The 21,141-nt window shown below is 64.0% G+C and carries 18 protein-coding genes; 5 read left to right on the forward strand and 13 right to left on the reverse strand.

Annotation, left to right across the window (positions count from 1 at the left end; all coding sequences use genetic code 11):
• Positions 1–13: 13 nt before the first annotated feature.
• On the forward strand, positions 14–304 hold the full coding sequence (locus G7Y85_RS04435) for a DUF1330 domain-containing protein (RefSeq protein ID WP_166252407.1): 291 nt from the start codon (positions 14–16) through the stop codon (positions 302–304).
• Here the strand turns inward: G7Y85_RS04435 and G7Y85_RS04440 are convergent.
• A complete protein-coding gene (locus G7Y85_RS04440) occupies positions 288–1,193 on the reverse strand; it encodes an SDR family NAD(P)-dependent oxidoreductase (RefSeq protein WP_166252410.1) in 906 nt (301 codons plus the stop codon). The genes G7Y85_RS04435 and G7Y85_RS04440 overlap by 17 nt on opposite strands.
• Before the next feature lie 186 nt (positions 1,194–1,379).
• On the opposite strand from G7Y85_RS04440, the gene G7Y85_RS04445 reads away from it, so the two are divergent.
• Complete coding sequence (locus tag G7Y85_RS04445; RefSeq protein ID WP_206675495.1) at positions 1,380–2,393, forward strand: zinc-dependent alcohol dehydrogenase family protein; 1,014 nt, start codon at positions 1,380–1,382, stop codon at positions 2,391–2,393.
• Positions 2,394–2,568: 175 nt separating this feature from the next.
• Here the strand turns inward: G7Y85_RS04445 and G7Y85_RS04450 are convergent, their stop codons facing one another.
• From G7Y85_RS04450 to G7Y85_RS04505, 12 genes are all read right to left on the reverse strand, one after another.
• Positions 2,569–4,020 (reverse strand): argonaute/piwi family protein, encoded by a 1,452-nt coding sequence (locus tag G7Y85_RS04450; RefSeq protein ID WP_166252413.1) that lies wholly within the window; start codon positions 4,018–4,020, stop codon positions 2,569–2,571.
• Positions 4,021–4,026: 6 nt separating this feature from the next.
• Positions 4,027–5,883: an SIR2 family protein gene (locus tag G7Y85_RS04455; protein ID WP_166252416.1), complete on the reverse strand. Its 1,857-nt coding sequence runs from the start codon at positions 5,881–5,883 to the stop codon at positions 4,027–4,029.
• A complete protein-coding gene (locus G7Y85_RS04460; protein WP_166252419.1) occupies positions 5,880–7,043 on the reverse strand; it encodes a restriction endonuclease subunit S in 1,164 nt (387 codons plus the stop codon). The genes G7Y85_RS04455 and G7Y85_RS04460 overlap by 4 nt, the downstream gene beginning before the upstream one ends.
• Positions 7,040–8,830, reverse strand: coding sequence for a class I SAM-dependent DNA methyltransferase (locus tag G7Y85_RS04465; RefSeq protein ID WP_166252422.1), 1,791 nt, complete (start codon positions 8,828–8,830; stop codon positions 7,040–7,042). The genes G7Y85_RS04460 and G7Y85_RS04465 overlap by 4 nt, the downstream gene beginning before the upstream one ends.
• A 12-nt stretch (positions 8,831–8,842) precedes the next feature.
• Positions 8,843–11,248: an EcoAI/FtnUII family type I restriction enzme subunit R gene (gene hsdR / locus G7Y85_RS04470; protein WP_166252425.1), complete on the reverse strand. Its 2,406-nt coding sequence runs from the start codon at positions 11,246–11,248 to the stop codon at positions 8,843–8,845.
• Between the two features lie 62 nt (positions 11,249–11,310).
• Positions 11,311–11,739: a type II toxin-antitoxin system VapC family toxin gene (locus G7Y85_RS04475; RefSeq protein ID WP_166252428.1), complete on the reverse strand. Its 429-nt coding sequence runs from the start codon at positions 11,737–11,739 to the stop codon at positions 11,311–11,313.
• Positions 11,736–12,029: a type II toxin-antitoxin system Phd/YefM family antitoxin gene (locus G7Y85_RS04480; RefSeq protein ID WP_166252431.1), complete on the reverse strand. Its 294-nt coding sequence runs from the start codon at positions 12,027–12,029 to the stop codon at positions 11,736–11,738. The genes G7Y85_RS04475 and G7Y85_RS04480 overlap by 4 nt, the downstream gene beginning before the upstream one ends.
• A gap of 198 nt (positions 12,030–12,227) precedes the next feature.
• Positions 12,228–13,463, reverse strand: a complete 1,236-nt coding sequence (locus tag G7Y85_RS04485) for a DUF1214 domain-containing protein (protein WP_166252434.1) — start codon at positions 13,461–13,463, stop codon at positions 12,228–12,230.
• Positions 13,464–13,480: 17 nt separating this feature from the next.
• On the reverse strand, positions 13,481–14,296 hold the full coding sequence (locus G7Y85_RS04490) for a sugar phosphate isomerase/epimerase family protein (RefSeq protein ID WP_166252437.1): 816 nt from the start codon (positions 14,294–14,296) through the stop codon (positions 13,481–13,483).
• Between the two features lie 435 nt (positions 14,297–14,731).
• On the reverse strand, positions 14,732–15,904 hold the full coding sequence (locus G7Y85_RS04495; RefSeq protein WP_166252442.1) for a sulfotransferase family protein: 1,173 nt from the start codon (positions 15,902–15,904) through the stop codon (positions 14,732–14,734).
• Positions 15,901–17,025, reverse strand: a complete 1,125-nt coding sequence (locus G7Y85_RS04500; protein ID WP_166252445.1) for an LLM class flavin-dependent oxidoreductase — start codon at positions 17,023–17,025, stop codon at positions 15,901–15,903. The genes G7Y85_RS04495 and G7Y85_RS04500 overlap by 4 nt, the downstream gene beginning before the upstream one ends.
• A 177-nt stretch (positions 17,026–17,202) precedes the next feature.
• Positions 17,203–18,102 (reverse strand): IclR family transcriptional regulator, encoded by a 900-nt coding sequence (locus G7Y85_RS04505; RefSeq protein ID WP_166252448.1) that lies wholly within the window; start codon positions 18,100–18,102, stop codon positions 17,203–17,205.
• A gap of 293 nt (positions 18,103–18,395) precedes the next feature.
• On the opposite strand from G7Y85_RS04505, the gene G7Y85_RS04510 reads away from it, so the two are divergent.
• From G7Y85_RS04510 to G7Y85_RS04520, 3 genes are read left to right on the forward strand one after another with little or no spacing between them, the layout of a single operon-like run.
• On the forward strand, positions 18,396–19,181 hold the full coding sequence (locus G7Y85_RS04510; protein ID WP_166252451.1) for an SDR family NAD(P)-dependent oxidoreductase: 786 nt from the start codon (positions 18,396–18,398) through the stop codon (positions 19,179–19,181).
• Complete coding sequence (locus tag G7Y85_RS04515) at positions 19,178–20,089, forward strand: sugar phosphate isomerase/epimerase family protein (RefSeq protein ID WP_166252454.1); 912 nt, start codon at positions 19,178–19,180, stop codon at positions 20,087–20,089. Before G7Y85_RS04510 ends, G7Y85_RS04515 begins: the two co-directional genes overlap by 4 nt.
• On the forward strand, positions 20,080–21,105 hold the full coding sequence (locus G7Y85_RS04520; RefSeq protein ID WP_206675496.1) for a zinc-dependent alcohol dehydrogenase family protein: 1,026 nt from the start codon (positions 20,080–20,082) through the stop codon (positions 21,103–21,105). Before G7Y85_RS04515 ends, G7Y85_RS04520 begins: the two co-directional genes overlap by 10 nt.
• Positions 21,106–21,141 lie beyond the last annotated feature (36 nt).

Here is a 21,141-nt window from a genome sequence, read left to right on the forward strand (position 1 = left end):
AAGGAGTCGAACGATGGCGGTTTACATGTTGTTCATGCGTGAAGCGCCGGTGCGCGATGCGGCGGAACTGGCGATCTACAACGAGATGAATCGCGCCGCGCCGCGCGACCCCAAGCTCAAGCCGCTGGCGGTCTACGGTGCCGTCGAGGCACTGGAAGGCGACGCGCCGGACGGCGTCATCCTGCTCGAATTCCCGACGCTGGAAGACGCCCGAGCCTGGTACGACTCGCCGGCCTATCAGGCCGCCTTGCCGCACCGCCAGAAGGGCGCCGACTACCGCGCGATGATCATTCAGGGTCTGTGAAGGCGATCCCGGCGCGCGCCGCCAGCGTTTCGCTCTCGCGCCACAGGCGCGCCGCGGCGGCCGCATCCAGCGCCGGTGCCGCCGCGGCCAGCGGCTGGCATTCGCGGTAGTAGCCGCCGCTGCCGTGGCCGGGTTCCTCGGCCGTCGCCAGGTACACGAGGGTCTTTGCGGCATCGTCGGAGCTGACCGCTCTGTCGTCCTGCGTCGCCATGTAGCGCTGCATGCTGTCATCGGCGTGGTTGACGAAATTGCTGTCGAGCACCACACCCGGCTCCATCGCGTGCGCGACGATGCCATCGCCGGCGAGACGCTTCGCCAGTTCGATCGTGAACAGCACGTTGGCGAGCTTGGCACTGGTATAGGCGCCGCCGGTCGTGAAGTTGCGCGTGTGCTGCAGGTCGTCCCAGTCCATGCCCGGACAGTAACGATGGCCCTCCGACGACGTCGCCAGGATGCGCACCGCGCCGGGTGCCGAGACGGCCGCCGTTTTGCGCAGCAGCGGCAACAGGCAGCGCGTCAGCACGAACGGCCCGAGATGATTGCCGGCAAATGTCGCTTCGTTGCCTTCGGCGGTCATCACCAGTTGCTTGCCGACGCCGCCGGCATTGTTGACGAGCACGTCGATGCGATCGCTGCGCGCGGCGATGTCCCGCGCGGCGCGCGCCGCCTCGCTCAGCAGCGACAGGTCGGCACGGATCATCTCGACCTGCGCGTCCGCCGTCAGTGCACGCAGCTCCGCCGCCGCGGCCGCGCAACGCGCCGCGTCGCGACCGACGCCGATCACCCGCCAGCCACGCATCACCAGGGCCTTGGCCACCGACTTGCCGATGCCGGAGCTGGCGCCGGTGACGACGGCGACGGCGACGCGGGTCTGCGGGGCAGTATTCATGCGGGCTCCTCGTGGTTCTTTGCGGCGTCGGCGTGCCGCATGATGGCGGCGGCCGCAACACCGATTTTCTAAAGTGTACAGTGCTGTTGATTGGCGCGCGGTACGGCATGGCTGTCGCGATCGGGACGTGTGCGGACACGCGACGTCCCGTATTCGTCAATGCGAAGTTCAAACAGGGGAGCGCGGATGACGATGATGAAAGCCTGGAGCTGGCAGCACTACGGCACGTTCGACGGTCTGCAGCCGGTGCAGCGGCCTGTGCCGGTGCCCGGTCCCGGCGAAGTGCTGATGCGGATTCGTGCGAATTCGTTGAACCAGCGCGACCTGATGGCGGCGCGCGGCGCGCTGCCGCGCAAGGGGCGGCCGGACATTGTGCCGCTGTGCGATGGCGCCGGCGAGATTGTCGCAATCGGTGAAGGGGTCAGCCAGGCCGCAGTCGGCGATCGCGTCATCGCAACCTACTTTCCGCAGTGGATCGACGGTCCGCTGCAGCCGGCCCACACCGGCCAGACCCTCGGCAGTGATGTCGACGGCCTGTTGCGCGAATACGCGGTGCTGCCGAAGACCGGTCTGCTGCGCATCCCCGCGCATCTGGATTTCGCCGAAGCCGCGACCTTGCCCTGCGCCGCGGTCACGGCGTGGTCGGCGCTGTTCGTGAAGGGCGCGCTGCAGGCCGGCGAAACGATGCTGACGCTCGGCAGCGGTGGCGTGTCGCTGTTCGCGATCCAGCTCGCCAAGGCGTCCGGCGCGCGTGTCATCGTCACCACCTCCAACCCGGAACGCGGCGAACGACTGCGCGCACTCGGCGCAGACGTGGTCATCGACTACCGCAACGACGACTGGCCGCAGCAGGTCCGTGCGCTCGGCGGCGCCGACGTCATCGTCGAGAACGGCGGTGGCGGTACCTACGTCAAGTCGCTGGGCGCCGCCGCCTGGCACGCCCGCGTCGCGATCGTTGGCCTGATCACCGGCTTCCACGATCCCGGCGGCAGTCTGATGCCGATCCTCATGAACGACCTGACAATCCGTGCCGTACAGGTCGGCAGCCGCGCCGACACCGCAGCGCTGCTGGCATTCATGGAATCACATGGCCTGCGGCCCGTCATCGACAGTCGCCACAGCTTCGACAAGCCGCGCACCGCTTACGAGCGGCTGGCGAGCGGCGAGGCGTTCGGCAAGGTGGTGATCGAATACGGCTAGCGACTAGTGATCGCAAACTGCAACTGCTCTGCCGCTTCCGCTCGAATTTCCGCGATGTGCCAATTTCCGACACTCGCGAACGGCCGCTTCCGGTTCTGATTCTTCGGCGCCACTCGGCTACGGGAGAACGTCGATGCAGACGTCCCCCGTTGCTTGTCATCGGCCCCGATCGTTTCTACATGAATAGCCGATACGCATAGGCATTTCCCGGAAGACTCGGCACGTTTGCAATCGTACGGGCCAGTCGCTGCGAATATCGGATGGTGACAGGCACCGGGTCGTAGAGTGCGTCGTTGTTCCAATCCATTTTTGTCAACGCCAAGGCCTCAAGCGCTGTTATTTCGAGTTGACCGCCGCCAGCATGTCGCACGAGATTGATCGGACGCGGGATGCTCTTCTTGCCTTGGTAGTAGTCCCCCTTCAGCGCTGCTTGCGGTGCGTTTCCCGCAACCCAGACCAAAATCGATCGCCCAGAGCGATGCAGAACAGTGCCCCGAGGGACTGGGTAGCCATCGGGCTCACTCCGGTCTCTGGGCGTTTTCCCTTGCTTCAACCACACGCCACGCCAGCCCGGACCGCTCGATACCTCTACGCATTCAACCTCCAGAACGGAGGAGAGAGCGTCCAAGGCGCCTTCTAGCTCCTCAGGCTTGAAGGACGTGGTCTTATGAACGACCAAGCGTCTTGGCAAAAGCCCGCCGTTGCGACTCTGGTACAAACTGAGACTTCGGGCGAGCACTGCACGCATGTCGGCGCGACTCAAAAACGGGTTGCGCCGTGCTTCCTCGGCATCCGCCACCGGATCGCGGGCTTCGAAAGCGACAAACTGCATTCCACCGCCATCGGCGTCGAAGACCTGCGAACAGCAGGTAACGTAGTGAGCCTCCTTCGGATCACCTCGTAGTGCGTAAGCGAGGCCAATGTAGGCGGTACCTTCAGGGACCCCGGGGAGCGGGGCCAGCTTCCAAGGAATACCACCGGCCTTCACGTAAAGGGCGATCGACAGACGCCACGCCAACGAGGCTTTCAATGTGAACGCAATGGCGCGATCGTTGATTACCTGAGTGGGAATGCCCCGAACTGCTCCGAGCGCCTTCAAGGCGTCGTGCGCGTCAAAGCCGGGCGCGCGGAACGCGTGCTGCCAAACGTCCGGGAGATGCACCAGAGCAACGTCAAACTGATCGCGAACCAACTCCAATCGCTCCAGTGCATCACGAAGAGCTTGCATCAATCGAGCGTGTGGAAGGCCCTCTTGCCCTAACGCATTCAGATCATCAGGCAGCTTGATATGGGCAGCACCAGTCGGTGCTGCTATCAATGGAACTTTAAAAAGCGCCTCAAATCCTTTGAACGGTGGCACGTACTCCGTACGATCACCGGGAACTTGGCTTGAGCGCACAGTGGTGATTAACGCCTTTAAGCCCGGCCAACCCGCGGCCGGTGCAATGGTGGCAACTCGCAACGCGGGGGTGTAGCTGCCAAACGTTGCAGCACTGTAAGGTCCGAAGCGATCCAAGCCGCGCAACGGATTCGTGTCCAGCGACTTGTCGTCAGGACTAAACGTCAGATCAGGTTCGTCCAGCAACGAGAAGGGCGACAGCTTTGACTCATTGAATGCGCTGTTCATCTGCTATCACCGCAAGAAATAACCGTGCTCGTGACTGGGTCGACTCCAGGCTGTAACCGGCGACAGCTTGAACACGGCATCCATGCCAGTGCCTTCCTTGAGGCCGACTGCATGGAGCGGAGGAGAGCCTTCACCGGCAAGTGTCTTTGCCCAGGCGGAAATGATCTTGGCCCAAACACGGTTGTACCGTCTGGCCCAGCGCTCGCGCCGCCAGTCGATAGCAGGATCACCTTGATAAATAGTTGAAGGCGCGATCTCATCCGGCTTGTCCTCCGAATTCCTTTCGGTCGACTCCCGGCTAGGGAACTGAACATGTGTCATTGGCTCGAATGCACACCACCAACGATCGCCCACGCGGTCTAAACGAATCTGCACGCCCTCATTGAAGGGGTAGTCGAGATCAGGAATCGTGCCGACAAGGGCATCGGGGTAAGCATTCCTGAGTGCCTCTAGCTGCAAATATCGACGATCGATAACTTCCTGAGAATCGCCCTCGGAACCGCTCTGCACAAGAAGCGAATGTCCCTTGCGACGCAGGCGCGCAAACAAGGGCCGCCGCCGTGTCAGCGCGCGCGCCAATGCGTCGTATATGAGACCCCGCGCCCAGCTATCCTTGTCAGGCTGCAGTTCCACTGTTCCGGCAAGGCGGGCGCCCAGGCCAGAGAACGCCCGTAGAAGGTCAGCATCCACGCCATACGCGGCGATCTCCCGACCATTGCTGGCGACTATTCCCCAGACCTGTGCCTCTCTGAGAATTTCGCGCGCGCGTGCGGTCGTTACCGGCGAATCGACCTCAATTTTTCGAGCAGCACTTGGCATCGCAAGGATAGGAAGCGCCGAGCATTGCAGAACTGGAAACTGCCGTCGTTCCTGCAAAGGGAGCACGACATCCCGTACCACCGGCTCCGGTCGTGCCTGGAATACATGGTGCGTCAATTCTTGGGGCAGCTCGATCACGTCGGCGATATCTGCTGCCAGTTCATCAAACGTCTGAGATTCGACAATCGTTACCGAAACACCCGCTCGATCAGCAGCGCTGAGCAGTGTCGCTACCGCAGGAAGCAGCGTGTTCGCCGATCGAGTCACCCAGAAAAGCCCACCAGGATAGGCGCTCGGTTGTGCCAGCGCTCCGGACAGCGCCGCCATGACAGAGTCATCGCGACCGCTGTAGCCGACAATCACGAGGCCGAAGCGTGAGCACGCGGCGGTTAGCACCTTCTGCATTCGCGCATCCTGCGATTTCAGCTCGTCATTCGTGTTCTTCAGCTCAACAGACTGGTAGTCGCCGTGCAATTTTGCGAGCAATGGCCAACGGGATTCGCTAATGCACAACTCGGCACGCGCAACGTTATCGATAGCCGCTACCGTAAGGGGCGCGCGCTTTGCAGCCTCAAGCAATTGATTCGTGACAGTCGTCGCATCTTCGACGAGGTGATCGAAATTCGTGGTGAAAACGCAGGGTGTCTGCTTGATTGCGAGCAGTGACGCGAGGACGCGATGAGAAAATGACGGTGTACCTTTCCTGATTGCGTCGTCGATATAGGCGCGCCGATCCTCCGGACTCGGATAAACCGCCTCGAATGTCGCAGCATATGCGGTCGGATGGTCGGACTCTGGGAGTGACGATCTCGTGCGCAAAAGCAGGTCGATTCGTTCAAGCCACAACGGATCGTTAGCATCTACCTCGCGCGTCCGTATGCCGGAGAGCTGGCAGAACAGTCGTTTTCTAAAATCGGTGATCATCGCGTAGCCGGTAGGAATACCGGCAGAAGCGGATGCACCTGCGCCGAGGAACCAAGCCAGCATTTGCGGTCTTAACCCGAACTGCCTAGCAAACTCCGGTCCCTTCAGCGTGCGAATCACGCAGAACCTCCTTGGTCTTCCGAAGCGCCAAATACGCGCTCCAGCGTGGCTGGGATCAGAGCTTGGTTGGCTTTGCGGATGACGGCGTGCTGGGCTCTCAACTCGGCAAGCTTCGACTGTAGGGAGTCAAAGGCACGCTGCGTCACTAGCGGTGGTACAGGAACTTCAATCTTGCCGAGGTTCGTCAGACTCAGTGTGCGATTGCGGTCGGCGGTACCGGGAGACGCCAGTCCGACTTGCTCCAACCCATCAGGAGAGAGCAGGAAGTACGCAAGGAATCGTGGTGTTGCTCTGTCTGCGAAGGGAACGCAGGTGATGTAACGGTGCGAAGCGATACATCCGGCATGCGTTTCGTCGGCCACGGCGATGGCGCCCTCCCATGCTTTGATGTTGCTGAGTACTAGATCACCTGCCGTAATCCAGACGGGCTTTTCCCAAGTCGCTTCGGCTCCATCGAACTCCGGTTTGGCAAACAGGCCCTTGCCGAATGAGCGCGCGCCAACTTCTCGGTAGCGAGTACCGATGTCCATCTCAACTGGCCGGCGAACCGACGGTGCTACCTCCGACATAGGCCTGTAATTTGCAGACGCGATGGCCTTGCAAAAGCGCACGGCGAGTAGACGCTCAGCGTCGGCTTCGATGGCATTGAGACAGTCGGCCACCTGTGTCGTTTTTTCGGCCAAGGTCTCGAGGCGCTGGACAATGGCTAGCTGCTCGGTGAGCGGCGGCAGAGCGATGCGTTGGTCAAGGAATCGCTCCTCCTTAATACGCACCCGGTTGGTCGTGCCCTCGCTGGATGTCTTGCAGAGCTCTACGAACGCTGCTGAGCGAACCAGCCATCCAAGAAACGAGGCCTCGACGCGGTCCGCATCTACTTCGAATGATGGAAAGTCGTTGCTGACAATTGCCCCATCGAGTTCGGGTGGTACGAGTCCGATAGCGCCGTTCCGCGCATCGATCTTTGACATGATCAGCTGATTGGCGCGAACAAAACGCCGCGCCGTACCTATATCGCCGCCGCGCACCTTGCCCCGGCTGACAACGCCCTTACCCCAGAGTTTGATTGTGACCTCGTGGTATTCACGATCTGGCAGCAGCGCCGTGGACTCATTGGCGCGGTTGAGCACATCGCCCAAAGCCACCTGAGGCCAAGACTTCATGCCGAGACCTCGGATACCAGCGCTTCGATCTCACCGAGAAGCTTGAGCACTTCTTGCTCCTTGGCTCGCATTGAGGCAACGAGGTCTTTCGGCTCGGCGTGCTCTAGCCCCTGTTTCGCATTGGGGTTCTTGAGATCGAGGTTGTAGATTGGCCAATAGAGGGCGTCACCCTGTGCCTGCGCGGCCTTGGCCGCCGCCTCATGCGCCTGCTGCCTGGCTTTCAGCTCCCGCAGCTCGGCTTGCAGGGCTGCCTTGTCGCCATTGGCGGAGTTGCTGAGCATCAGCTCCAGATCGCGCAACGGCTTGCCCAGCGCCATCGCGCTGGCACGTTCGGCCTCGGCTTGCTGCCAGTGTGGCGTCGCAGCGGCTACGGCCGCAGCCTTGCGCGCGGCGAAGTCGAGCTTCCAGGCCTGCGGGCCTTCCTCGCGCTGGTTCCACCACGCCAGCGCAGCAGCAAACTCCTCGAACTGAAGCGGCGCGGTCTTTGAGTACTTTTTGCGGCCTTCCGGGAGCGGAAGCTCGTAGAACCAGATGTCCTGCGTCGGCCCGCCGCGTTCGAAGAACAGCAGATTGGCCGGGATATCGGTGTACGGCGCGAACACGCCCTGCGGCAGGCGGACGATGGTGTGGAGCCGGAACTCCTTGAGCATTTCCTCCTTGATGACAGCGCAGACGCCGTCGCCAAACAAGGTGCCATTGGGAACGACCACGGCGGCGCGGCCGCCACGCTCAGCGCCGAAGCCCGCCACGCGCAGCTTACGCATGATGAATTGCAGGAACAGCAGGGCGGTTTCCGCCGTCTGCATGTTGGCCGGGAAGTTGGCCTTGATGCCTGCCTCTTCCTCACCACCAAACGGCGGGTTGGTGAGAATCACATCCACGCGTTCGCTGTGGCCGATTTCGCTGACACGGCGCTCCAGCGTATTGCCGTAGGCGATCTGCGGTGCTTCCAGCCCATGCAGCAGCAGATTCATCTGCACAAGCATGTAGGGCAACGGCTTTGCTTCCTGCCCGAACAGGGTTTCGCGCTGCAGCTTGCGACGCTCATCCGGCGTCTTGATCGCCTTGGCGATGTGGTCGTAGGCCTCGACGAGGAATCCGCCAGTGCCGCAGGCCGGATCAAGCACGGTCTCGCCGAGTTTGGGATCGGTGACCTGCACCATAAAGCGCACGACCGGGCGCGGCGTGTAGAACTCGCCGGAGTCGCCCGCCGCATCACGCATTTCGCGCAGCATGGATTCGTAGAGATGCGAGAGTGTGTGAATCTCCTCGCTGCTGCTGAAGTGAATACCGTTGATCTTGTTGACGATATCGCGCAGCAGATAGCCGCTGACCATGCGGTTCTGCACGCCCTTGAAGACGTTGGCGATGACTTCGCGTTGGCTGCCCTTTTCGCCTTCTCCGGCCAAGGCGCGCATGTAAGCAAACAAGCCCTTACCGCGCTTTCCATCTGCGCGGATGGCTTCTTCCTGATTGATGAAGGCCAGAAGCTCATCGCCGGTCAGGCCGTCCTCACGGATGGCCCAGTCGCGCCAGCGGTAGGGCGCCTCGACGATGGCATGGTAGGGCCGCCCGTCTAGCTCGCATTCCTCGGCGTGGACGATTTCGAGATCGTCCAGAAACTTTAGAAACATGACCCAGGTGAGCAGCGGCAGGCGATCCACGTCGCCATTGAGGCCCTTGTCCTTGCGCAAAATCTTGCGCGCGCTGCCGATCAGCGAGGTGAGATTTTCTCGGGTGGTCAGAGGCGCTTTGGCCTTCTTTGCTTTTTTTTCCTTCGGCGACATTCGGTGACGTTCTTATTGGTAGATGGTGGACTGTAAACGGGAGACGGCATCCTTCATGGCTTTTACGCCGCCGAAGTGTCGTGTGGCGATCTCAGATGGCGTGCCAAAGCGATCGAATGGCTTGACCTTCATCAAATCCGACAGCGCGCCGAACTGGACGATGCCGCGCTCGACGTATTTATCGAGTAGCAGCGAGAGCACTTCGCGCGCGGTCTCACCGTATTGTGCGAACAGGTCTTGCGCGGCTTTGCGCGCACGCTCGGCGCGCTGGCGCCGGGTGAGCAACGGTGCGTTCCAGGCCAGATGACATAGAAGATCAAAGGGATCGGCATCCGGCTGGGCGCTAGCGGAAGCCAGTTCCTCGAAGCTGATGCCGCGCTCAGTGAGTTCGCGTAGTACCTCCGCGCGGGTATCCGGGTTAGCCCAGGCCGATTGCAGAGCATCGCGATTGGGATACATGGAGCGCACGGCTCGCCCGGAATAATCGGTGTAACTCACGACTTGAAGCTTCTTGCCGTCGGTGTCGAGGTCGTAGATCAGGTGACCAATAACCTCGACTTCACCGCCATCGACGTAGAACTTGCGCGGCTCTTCAAATGGATCGCCGAGGATTTCCGCATCGCCACCATCAGGATCGGCCACATACTCGGCCTCTGGTTCCTCGATGCCGGGCGTTGGCTCAACGACGGTTTCGACGGGTTCACCGCTCTCATCATCGATCGTAACTTCCTCGATTCGCGCCGGCTCACCGTCGAAATCCGGGTCGGCGAAATGGCGCGTCGCGGTGCCGGTGAAGTCAATGATGTTGAAGTATTCCTTGCCGTAGTCGGTCTTGAGACGCGTACCTCGGCCCACGATCTGCTTGAATTCCGAGCGCGATCCGACGACGCGCGCCAGCACGACGTTCTTCACCATCTCGGCGTCCACACCCGTGGTTAGCAGTTGCGAAGTGGTAAGGATGACCGGCGTCGGCTTATCCACATCCTGAAAATGACCCAGATGGGTGAGGCCAATAACGCCCTCGTCAGCCGTTACGCGGCAGACGTAATCGGGATACTGCTTCACGAGGTCGCTATTGAGGTTAACTAGCTCTTGCCGCATCTCAGCGGCGTGTTCCTGATCGACGCAGAAGACGATGGTCTTGGCGAAGCGATCGGTGCCCTTCAAAAAATCGGTCAGATGACGCGCCATCGCCCGTGTGCGCGCGCGGAGCGCAACCACACGCTCGAAATCCTTGGTTTGGTATTCGTCGTCAGGCACGGCGCGACCGAAGCGGTCCAGCTCATCCTTCGATGGCCGCCAGCCCGCAGCGTCTACTGAGGTGATCACTCGATGGACGCGATATGGCGCGAGAAAGCCGTCCTCGATTCCCTGTCTCAGGCTGTAGGTGTAGACCGGATTGCCGAAGTAGTTGTAGCTGTCGCGAGCTTCCTCGCGCAGCGGTGTGGCGGTCATGCCGAACTGCACGGCGGGCGCGAAGTAGTCGAGCACGGCACGCCAACTGCTGGTATCGCGGGCCGAACCACGATGGCATTCGTCGATGACGATGAGATCGAAGAAGTCGGGCCGATATTGCTTGAAAACGTCTTCACTCGCGGTCGAAAGCGATTGGTAGATGCCGAAATACATGTCGCGGCTCTGGCTTACGTCGCCGCCACTGATCTTGTGCCGGGCATCGCCGAAGGGCGCGAACATCTTCGCCATCGGATCGTCCACGAGAATGTTCCGGTCGGCCAGGAACAGAATCTTGGGGCGGCGGTGTTCACCGGTACGGTTCCAGCGGCTGTTCCACAGCTTCCAGCAAATTTGGAAGGCAACGCAGGTCTTGCCGGTACCGGTGGCCAGAGTGGCAAGAATCCGCTTCTCACCAAGCAGAATCGCTTCGATAACGCGGTTGATGGCGATCTGTTGGTAGTAGCGCGGAACCTTGCCGGAGACGAGGTTGAACGGTTCGAGCAGATGTGACTCTGCCTTCGGGGCAATCGCTGTCTCTCCGGTGAGTCGGAGCCACAGTTCCGATGGCGTTGCGAATCGTTCGACCTGTTTTTCCGTGCCGGAGAGATAGTCGATCTCGATGATCTGCCTGCCGTTAGTCGCGTAGGCGAACTTCAGTCCCAGCATCTCGGCGTATTCACGAGCCTGCTGTACGCCGGTTTCTGCCGGCAGGCCCAGTTCCTTTGCCTCGACTACCGCAAGCGGGAAGTCCCGGCGGTAATAGAGAAGATAATCCGCGCGGCGCTGCTTACCACGCCTGACCTTGCCGCCAGCAACGGTTATGCGGCCATTGGTGAAGCTGCGTTGTTCGCCAATCGAGTGAGGCGCGACTGCCCATCCGCTCTCTGTGATTTTTGGCGTGACCAGCTCTCGGCAGGTATCTGCCTCGGTCATTACCGTCAAAAATTTAGCGGCCTCGGCCATGAACCTCCCCCTGTCTGTATGCTGCCGCCACACTCAACATGAGTACGCTCGGCTGCTCGGATTTAGACCCCACTCTGAGGGCCGTACCAATCATCCAACTTGATGCCGGAAAAGTATGTGAAGTCTTTGGTGTTGTGGGTCACCAGAATCAGTTCATTCACCACCGCTACAGAGGCGATGAGTCCGTCCTGTAGCGGCGGCCGCCGCCCCAATGCAGCGAGGCGAGCACGCTCGCGGCCATGCCATTGTGCGCACAAGCCATCCAGGGGAATGATCGGAAAATCCGACATCAGCGCTTCTAACCAGTCCTGATAGAGGTCGCGCCGGACGCCGGCCGGCATACGGCTAACGCCGTACTGAAGCTCATCAATCACTGGTGCCGGGATGGCGCAGGCCAGCCTTTTCTGGGCCAGGACCGTCTCCAATGAGTTGTTCGGTCGCGCTTTCATCAGCTCCGACAAAACGTTTGTATCTAGGGCGTACTCGATCATTTATCGAACGAGAATTCGCGGCCCGGCTCACGGTCCTTTGCCGCCGAAATCTCTTCGTCCGTAGAAAACGGCACACCCTTGGCGATCATTTCTCGACGCCACCCGTGAAGAAAGTGCATGAAGTCGCCGCGAGGCTCCTTGGCTGCCTTCATTCGCTCGTACTCACGATCAGAAACTAGAACAGCAACCGGCCTCCCCCTTCGAGTTAGCCGCACCGCATGCCCCTTTTCCGCTTCGTGAACCAAGCTCGTTAGACGTGCTTTTGCATCTCGGATTGTTGTCTCTTTCATCGCTGGACTCTGTGTGGCGAATGTAGTCACCAATGTAGTCATATTAGCGCGGCACTTAAGCCGTGTCATTCGAGGTCCGCTTTAGGAAAAGCTGCTGCGCCGGCGTAAGGTCCGCTTCGGGCTAGAAGCCGTCGATCAAGTAACCCGGTACGGCCTACGGCGAAGAATCTTTCGAATGGCCGCAGAGGGAAAGCCTCTTCATAAACCTGCGTAGCGTCGCTGTATTGCGGCAAGGCGTTCGTGCATTTGCGCGACGCGCTGATCGCCGCTTACTGTTTTACTGCCGCTCGGCAGAGCGGCCTCCAGAGCATCGCGCTTGATGAGCCGCGTCCGAAACGTCGTCGTCGGCGCGCTGCCGAAGCAGCGGTAGGTGAGGTTGCCGCGCGCGAAGCCCTGCGTGTCGAGCCAGTTGTGATAGCCGGAGTCGTCGTGGCTGAGGATGAGTCGGATCTTGCCGTCGGTGTCGACGGTGGTGCGGCTCGGGGTGTAGCTGATCGGGCGGTAGCGGTAGTCCATGCTGTTGAAGAACATGCCGCTGTTGGTGACCATCCAGAAGCCGTCGTGCGCATCGAACTCGATGATGAGGGCTTCGTCGGGCGCGAGTGCCCAGCACAGGTGGGTGACGGCGCGGCCGCGTTTGGCGTCGGCGCCGTCACCGCCGGACGCGACGGGGAAGCGATTGAGCTGCGTCGGATCGACGACCGGCGCGCCGTAGCGGTAGGGGTGATCGGGCCAGTCGTGCATCAGGCCGGTGACGAACGCGCCGGCCCAGTCCATCGCGGCGATCATCGTCTGCGGTGTCGGTAGCGGCGGTGCCTGCTCCATGCCGATGCGTTCGATGAAGAGCTGCGCGGGTGTCTCGTCCCAGCGATCGAAGCCCTGACGGATGAACAGTTTGCGTGAGCCGGGCGTGGTCGGAAGCCAGTTCGTTTCGCGCCGCTCGCCACCGATGATCAGCTCGAAGTTTCCGTCGCTATCGGTCTGCAGCTGATGGCCGAACAGATTGGCTTCCGGGATATCGCCGAACGGTTCGTGCAGGCTCGGAATGTTGGTGCCGGGCTGCATCGCCGGGCGCGGACCCTGCACGGTGAAGTTGAGAAAGCGCGCCGTGCCCTTGCGGCCGTGGAGCCGATAGACGGATTCGCCATCGATCCAGGCCTGGTGGTAGACGAGATCGGCGGCGTCACCGCCGAGCTTGCGGGTGGGGCCGCAGAACCGGTGCAGCGCCGGATAGCGCGTGTCTTTTGTTTCCAGTGCGAGGTCGAAGGCCTGGCCGAGATTCTGCGTGAGGAAGCGGAAGGCGTCGGCGCGCTGCAGGGCGTTGGCGGGATTGCTGTCCTTGAACGCCTGCTCGCCGGCTGCCTGCAGTTGCGTGCAGAACTGCTGCCAGGCCGCGCGCAAGGCGGTGTCATTAGAACTGGCTCCGAAGCTCATCGTGGTGCTCCCTGCGATCAGGCGCCAAGTTCGTGCAGCATCGTGCCGACGACCTGCGCGGCGCGCGCGACCGCGGCCACGCGGCCTTCGCGATCAATGCGCGGGCCGATCAGCTCGAGGTCGAAGGCGCCGTCGTAGCCGGCGGCCAGCGTCCATTCCAGCAGTCGCCGCAGCGGGATCGCGCCGTCGCCGGGGACGGCGCGGCACGGATACGCGCGGTCGCCATACGCGTAGTCGCTGACCTGCACGATCGCGCAGCGCGCAGCGGCGCGTTCGATCGTTGCGCGCAGGCCGGCTTCGGTCCAGCACGCGAAGTAGTCGATGCAGACGTCGAGTCCCGCCATCTCGGCGAGTTGTACGGTGTCGCGAAGGCTGTGCGCGATGTGCAGGTCGGCATGCAGCGGCGATGCCGGTTCGATCGCCAGGGCGATGCCGGCGCTGCGTGCCTGCGTCGCGCACGGTGCGATGCACGCGCAGAACGCCGCGGCTGCGTCTTCCCAGTCGAGGCCGCCGTGGCCGCCGCTGAGCAGGTAGATCGAACGCGCGCCGATCTGCTGCGCGATGTCGATCAGTCGCGACAGCCGTGCGCGCGGCGCCAGCCAGCTGGCTTCGTCGTGGCTCAGGGGCTGACCCGGCATGAACGGATGCGTGATGGTCTCGACGCGGTAGCCGCCGGCGTCGATCAGCTTCCGGACGGCGGCGAGATCGTGGTCGAGCAGGGTCGGGCTGACGAAGCTGATGCGCGACGGCGCCAGCGTGCGCCAGGCGTCGCCGAGTTCGGCGAGGCTGGCGCCGGGGAACGAGGTTTCACCGGCGGATATGCGCTCGTGCATCGTGTGACCCTCCGTTGTCAGTCGTGCCGCCGATAAGCCATTGCCTCTCACTCGATCGCAAGGCGATTGGGGCGGAGGGTGAGGGGGCTTGCTTGCCGCGTTGCTTGATCTGGCGACCCCTGCCCGGCCCGTTGCCCTGCATGGCAACGGGCGTTCGCAGGCTCGCGGCTCCGCCGCTCGAAAGCCCTGCTCACCCCAGCCTCTCCCCTCGTGGAGGGGAGAGGAGTTTTCCTTGTGATGCGTTTCTAGTCCACTGAACCACTTGGTTCGCACCGTGATCGGATTCCGTTCGTCCCGAGTGTTTCGGCGTGAGCCGAAACGTATCGAGGGACCGCTGCGCGTCGTCAGTGCGCCAGCCCCTCGATACACCGCGCGCTCCGCGCGCGGCACTCGGGGCGAACGGGGTCTTCGGTGCCATTCGTCCGGTTCAGCGGACTAGTTCCGCTTCTCGATCTCGACACCGAAGCGCGCGCGGAACGGCGCGAACTCTTCGTGCAGGGCCTCGATATCTTCGCCGATGTCGGTCAGCAGTTTCGTCGAATATTCGAACTTGCCGTAGCGGTCGCCGCGGTTGTGCCGGAGATAGTCGCGCATTGCGGTTTCGGCCGCGCTGCTGAGCGTGCGGCCGCAGAACGCGTAGTAGCCGCGGATCGTGCCGACCGGGTCGGCGACGAAGTCGCGGTAGCGGACGTGATGGATGCGCGGGTCGTTCACCAGCGGGTTGCTCATGGTGTTGGCGATGCTGGCGCGTGTCATCTGCAGATGCATTTTCGCTTCGGCCTTCAGGTCGATCGCGCCGACGATGCCGTCCATGATGTCGGCCATCATCATCGTCCGCGAAGCGGCGACCTGCACCGGGTCGCGGTGCAGCCAGACCAGGTTCGCGTCCGGATAGGCGTCGAAGAATTCCTTGAGGCGGAAGCCGTGGAAACCCTTCAGTACCCAGTATTTCTTCGGCCGCGCGTACTGGAACTGCTGCAGCATCGCCTTGTGGATGCGGTACTGCGCGACCGGATCGGTCGGCAGGCCCATCGACAGCGTCTGCATCGGCACGCGCCACCATGCGGTCGGCGTCATGACGCGGAAATCCATCGCCCAGCAGCGCTCGTCCTCCGGCAGGCCGTCGCCGAGCATGTCGTTGTACGGATGGCAGTGCAGCCACTTCGGCATCTTGGCGTTGATCTCGCGCCAGTCGGTGTCGGCCTGCGCGCGGCGCGGGTCGTCCTGGCCGTCGGACAGGCCCGGCGGTGGCGACGGCCGCATCACTTCCCAGAAGCGCAGCGCGCGTGCATCGGGATCGACCGACATCAGCGCATGCATCAGCGTCGTGCCGGAGCGTGGCTCGCCGGTTGCGAACATCGGCCGCTCGATCACCTCGTCGACGACCGGATAGCGCCGGCGGTCGGCGAACAGTTGCAGGCGCGAGGTCAGCAGCCAGTGGCAGACCTCGGCCGCGGCGCGGCGGCCGGCATCGTCCATGGCGATGCCGTTGAGATGATCGACGGCCTTGCCGAAGCGCGTCGCGAAGCTCGGATCGTCGCCGTAGTCGGACAGGCCGGTCTCGGTCTGCGCCGCGGCCAGCAGCGCGCCGGCATCGAGCGCCGTCACGTGAGGTCCCCGCACAGCTTCAGCAGCTCGTCTTCGGCCTCGCGTACCTTTTGTGCCGAGCTGGCGGCGTAGGCGAGCCCGGCCATGCCGCCGTAGTCCATGATCTTCGGCACGCGCAGGCCGGCATCGACGTAGCCCTTGATGATGCGCGCGACCTGCTTCGGCGTGCCGTGCGGCGTGACCGCGAGCAGCATTTCCGGACGCGTCTTGCTCAGCATGTCGAGAATGCGCTCGCGCGGCAGTACGGCCGGGTTGATGTCCTGGTAGCCGCGCCAGTCCTCGCCGAGCGGATGCTCGAAGCCGTTGGCGCGCAGCAGGTCGGCGGGGAACTGCATGATCAGCGAGCGCACCAGCGGCGCGTCGAGGATCTTTGCCAGCTCGGCGTCGTCACCGAGGAAGCAGATCTGGATATAGGCCGGCACGATGGCCAGCGGGTCGCGCCCGGCCTTCTCGGCCGACAGGCGCAGCGCGCCGAGCTTGGCGGCGAAGTCTTCCGGCGTCCATGCGCCGGCCGGCCACCAGCCGTCGGCGTAGCGACCGGCGATGTCGAGCATGCGCGGCCCGCTGGCGCCGACCCAGATGCGCGGCGTCTTGCCCTGATACGGCTCGGTGTCCATGCGGGCGTGATGCAACTGGAAGAACTGCCCCTCGAAGTCGACCGGCCCTTCGCGGTCCCACAGCAGGCGGATCACCTTCAGCGCTTCCTCGAAGCGGCCGACCGGCTTGTTGAAGTCGAAGCCGTACGGCACGGTGTTTTCGGTTTCGCCGCTGCCGAGGCCGAGGATGAAGCGGCCCTTGGCGAGATGGTCGATCGTCAGCGCACTCTGCGCCAGCATCGCCGGATGGCGGCGCACGGTATCGACGACGCTGGTAGCGATCGGCACGTTCGCCGTCAGCACCGCGGCTGCGGCCGCGACGGCCATGCCGTCGAGGTGACGATGCGGCGACGGCGACACCGTCGCCAAGTCCGTGAACTCGGGCGTCCAGATCGAATCCGGCCAGAAGCTGACCATGTGATCGGGTAGCCAGATCGAGTGGTAGCGGCCGCCGTCGAGGTCGGGCAGCCGCGACAGATCGAGCGGCAGGGTGGTGCGGAAAAAGGCTGCCGGTTGGACTTTCATCGTCTCTCCTCCAGCGCGCGCCCGTCACGGTCCGGCGCGCGGTTCATGGCTCGCGTAGGACCAGCACGCTAGCACGCACCATCGGAAGAACGATTCCAGATATGGAAACTTGCCTCGATCGGCTCCGCCGGCCGCGCGGCGGCGATGGCGTTAGCAGGCCCAAGGGCGCCATCGCGCTCAGCGCGGTATGCGCCCGCGCGTTGCCGCCGTGACCTGCGCCGCGGCGTTGCAGAGGTGCTCGGCCATGCGTGCGACGGCACGCGCCTCGAGCCTGCGCGTGAAGCCGGACAGCGAGATCGACAGCAGTACCTCGCCGGACGCCGAGAACACCGGCGCCGAGATGTAGGCGAGACGCAGGCTGCCGACCTGGTCGAGCGACAGCAGTTGCAACTCGTCGTTGCTCAATGCCCCGAGCAGGCGCTGCATCTGCGCCCAGTAGCGCTCGCTGCGGAAATGCGTGGCGTGTTCCCAGATCAGCTGCCACACCGACTGCATCGCCGGCCCGTTGGCCGCCAGGGCGTAGCCGCGTTCGCGGATCACGGCGAGCGCCTTGCGCATGTGCGTGCGCATCTCGGCGTCGCGGCGCGTCGAGCCGCGGCCGGCGACCTTGGCCAGGTACGTATCGATCTGTTCGGCAGGCGCCCAGGCGGCATGGCCGAGGCCCAGCGGCGGCACGAACGGCCGGCGTTCGCCGACATGGCGGATGCCCTGGTCGGCCGACGTGTCGCCGGTCTTGGCGAGCGACATCAGTTCGTCGCCGACCCGTGCCGTGGCGACGCACTGCAGTTCGAGTTCGTCGGTCAGTCGCGCCATCTGCTCGCGCGCCAGATTCACCGCCGGATGCCGTTCCAGCGCGGCCTGGCCGATCGCCACCAGGGCGAGGCCCAGCGAATAGGTCTTGTGCTTGGGATGGCGTGCCAGATAGCGCGCGTCGGTCAGCGACTTCAGCACGCGATGTGCGGAGCCGAGGCTCAGCGACAGCTGATCGACGACTTCCGACAGCGTGAACGACTCCGTCGGATGCGCCGCGAAAAAATTGATCAGCCTGACGATGCGCTGGCTGGAATCGTCGCTCACGCCGGCCTGCTCCCTCGCCTGCAAGGAATCGGGGTGCTGCGCACGGCCGGCGACGAGGCGAGGGATGCCGGGGCATCGACGGATCGTGCGCTGCGGCCGGCAGCGGAGCGGCGATTGTAGGGCAGGCCGGTCCGGCCGGTGGCGTGACCCTGATTCGCCATTGTGGCCGGCTGTCGACGCGATCGCGGCTTTCCGGCGTCGCGGTTCTGCGCGAAGCTCGGTGCCGGAGTCCATCGCGCGGCCGCCCGGTCTCGCGGCGGCCGCAACCCGCCGTTCACGGAGCCGCGCCACGCATGAAACCGGATGAATTTGCGATCCGTTACGGACCCGTTGCGCTCGTCACCGGCGCGTCGTCCGGCATCGGTCGCGCGTTTGCCGAATGCCTGGCGGCGCGCGGAATGGATCTCGTCGTCGTCGCTCGCCGCACGCAGCGCCTCGAGGAACTGGCGACGCAACTGCGCCGCAAATACACCGTCAACGTGACCGTCTGCCCGGCCGATCTCGCGCGGCCCGATGCCGCGCAGACGATCCTCGACGCGACGGCGCCGCTCGACGTCGGGCTGCTGGTCAGCAACGCCGGGTTCGGCTTCAAGGGCGCATTCGATGGCGGCGACCCGCAGGCGATGGCCGACGTGCTGATGGTCAACTGTCACACACCGATGCTGCTGGCGCGCGGTTTCGTGCCGCGGCTGCGCCAGCGCGGCCGCGGCGGCATTCTCTTCACCAGTTCCGTCGAAGGCCTGATCGGCTGTCCGTATTCGGCGACCTACGCGGCGAGCAAGGCGTTCGTGAACAGTCTCGGCGAGGCGCTGTGGGCAGAACTCGCGGCAGACGGCATCAGCGTGCTGACGCTGTGTCCCGGCGCGACCGACACCGAAGCGCCGCGCCTGCAGGGCATCGATCCGGCGACGCTGCGCCACCTCATGTCGCCGGAAGTGGTCGCTGCGCTGGCGCTCGACCAGATCGACAATGGGCCGATCTACATTCCGAGCGAGCACTACCGTGCGAGCTTCGGGCAGCTGCTGGCCATGCCGCGGCGCGACGCGCTGCTGGCAATGGCGCGGAGCATGAAGCGGTGACACCGCCGTCGGGCAGCCGCCGTGGCACGTCGACGCCGGACCGGCTCGGCATCGAGTTTCTCAGCGTCTTCAATCTGCCGCCGGTCGAGTACGTGAATCTCGCCGCCGATCTCGGTTGCCGTCATGTCTCGATCGGTTTGACATCGATGCCGTTCTGCAATCCGCACGGCTACCCGGCCTGGTCGCTGCGCGACGATCCGGTGCTGCGGCGGGAGATGGCGGCCGCGATGCGCGATCGCGGCGTCGGCATCTCGCTCGGCGAGGGTTATTCGATCCGCGCGCACCTCGACGTGCGCGAGCGCGCCGCCGACCTGGCCTTGATGTGCGAGCTGGGCGTGCGGCGCATCAACGCGGTCGCCCTCGATCCCGATCGCGCGCGCAGCTTCGACCAGTTCGCGCTGCTGGCCGAGATGGCCGCCGCCTGCGGCGTCGAGACCACCGTCGAATTCGGCCCCGGCATGACGATCGGCGATCTGGCGACGGCGCTGCAGCTCGTGCGCCACGTCGGCCGCCGCGATTTCCGCCTGCTGATCGACACGATGCATCTGCTGCGCTCCGGCTCCGGCGCCGCCGATCTTGCCGCGCTCGATCCCGACCTGATCGGTTATGCGCAGCTTTGCGACGCGCCGCGCGTCTCGCAACATCCGAGCTACCTCGAAGAGGCGATGTTCGAGCGTCGCGTGCCCGGCGCCGGCGAGCTGCCGCTGCGCGACATCGTTGCCGTGTTGCCGCGTGACATTGTCGTCAGCCTCGAAGTGCCGCAGCGCGCGCTGGCCGAGGCCGGCGTCGGCCCGCACGAGCGGCTGGCTCGCTGCGTCGACGCCGCCCGCGATCTGCTGGCGCCGCAGGCGACCATCTCCCGATCCGAACAGCAAGCAAGGCGAGGCGCAGTCCCGCAATGTCCGTGACCATGAAGGCCTATCACTTCGACAGTTTCAACGATGCGCTCGCCGGGCTGCGCCTGCGCGACGATCCGATGCCGGTGCCCGGTCCCGGCGAGGTCGTCGTGCGCATGCGCGCGACCTCGCTCAACTACCGCGACCTGCTTGCGGCCGCCGGCCAGCTGCCCGGCGTCAGGCCGGGCCTGATTCCGCTGTCCGACGGCGCCGGCGAAGTCGTCGCGATCGGTGATGGGGTGCATCGCGTCGGGCCGGGCGATCGCGTGGTCGCGGCGTTCAACCAGAGCTGGATCGCCGGCCGGCCGGAACTCGAATTCATGCGTGACATGCTCGGCGGCACCGTCGACGGCGTGCTCGCCGAGTACGTGAAGCTCGATCAGCAGGGCTTGGAACGGGTGCCCGACTATCTGAGCCACGAGGAAGCGGCCAGCCTGCCGTGCGCGGCCGTCACCGCCTGGTCGGCCCTGCACTGCGGCCTGCCGCTGCTGCCGGGTCACACCGTGCTCGTGCAGGGCAGCGGCGGCGTGTCGATCTTCGCGCTGCAGCTGGCGAAGTCGTTCGGCTGTCGCGTGATCGCCACGACCTCGTCGGATGCCAAGGCGGTGCGCCTGCGCGCGCTCGGCGCCGATGCCGTCGTCAACTACCGGGAGACGCCGGAATGGGGTGCCGCGGTGCGGGCACTGACCGGCGGGCGCGGCGTCGACCGCATTGTCGAAGTCGGCGGTCCGGGCACGCTGGAGCAGTCGATTTCGTGCACCGCGTTCAACTCACAGATCGCGCTGGTCGGTTTCGTCGGCGGGCTGGGTGCGACGATCAACCCGCGTCTGCTGATGCGCAGCGGGCTGTCGACGCATTCGATCGCGGTCGGCAGCCGCGGCGATCTCGCCAGGCTGCTGGCCGCGATGGACGCGACACGGCTGCGGCCGGTGATCGACCGGGTCTTCGCATTCGCGCAGGCGACCGACGCCTACCGGCACCTGCAAGCGCAGCAGCATTTGGGTAAAGTAGTCATCAGTGTCGATTAGAAGCATCGGCCGTCAGACCAACAACAGTCACGAGGA

Source organism: Solimonas terrae (assembly GCF_011067135.1).
In the GTDB taxonomy this organism is placed as follows: domain Bacteria; phylum Pseudomonadota; class Gammaproteobacteria; order Nevskiales; family Nevskiaceae; genus Solimonas; species Solimonas terrae.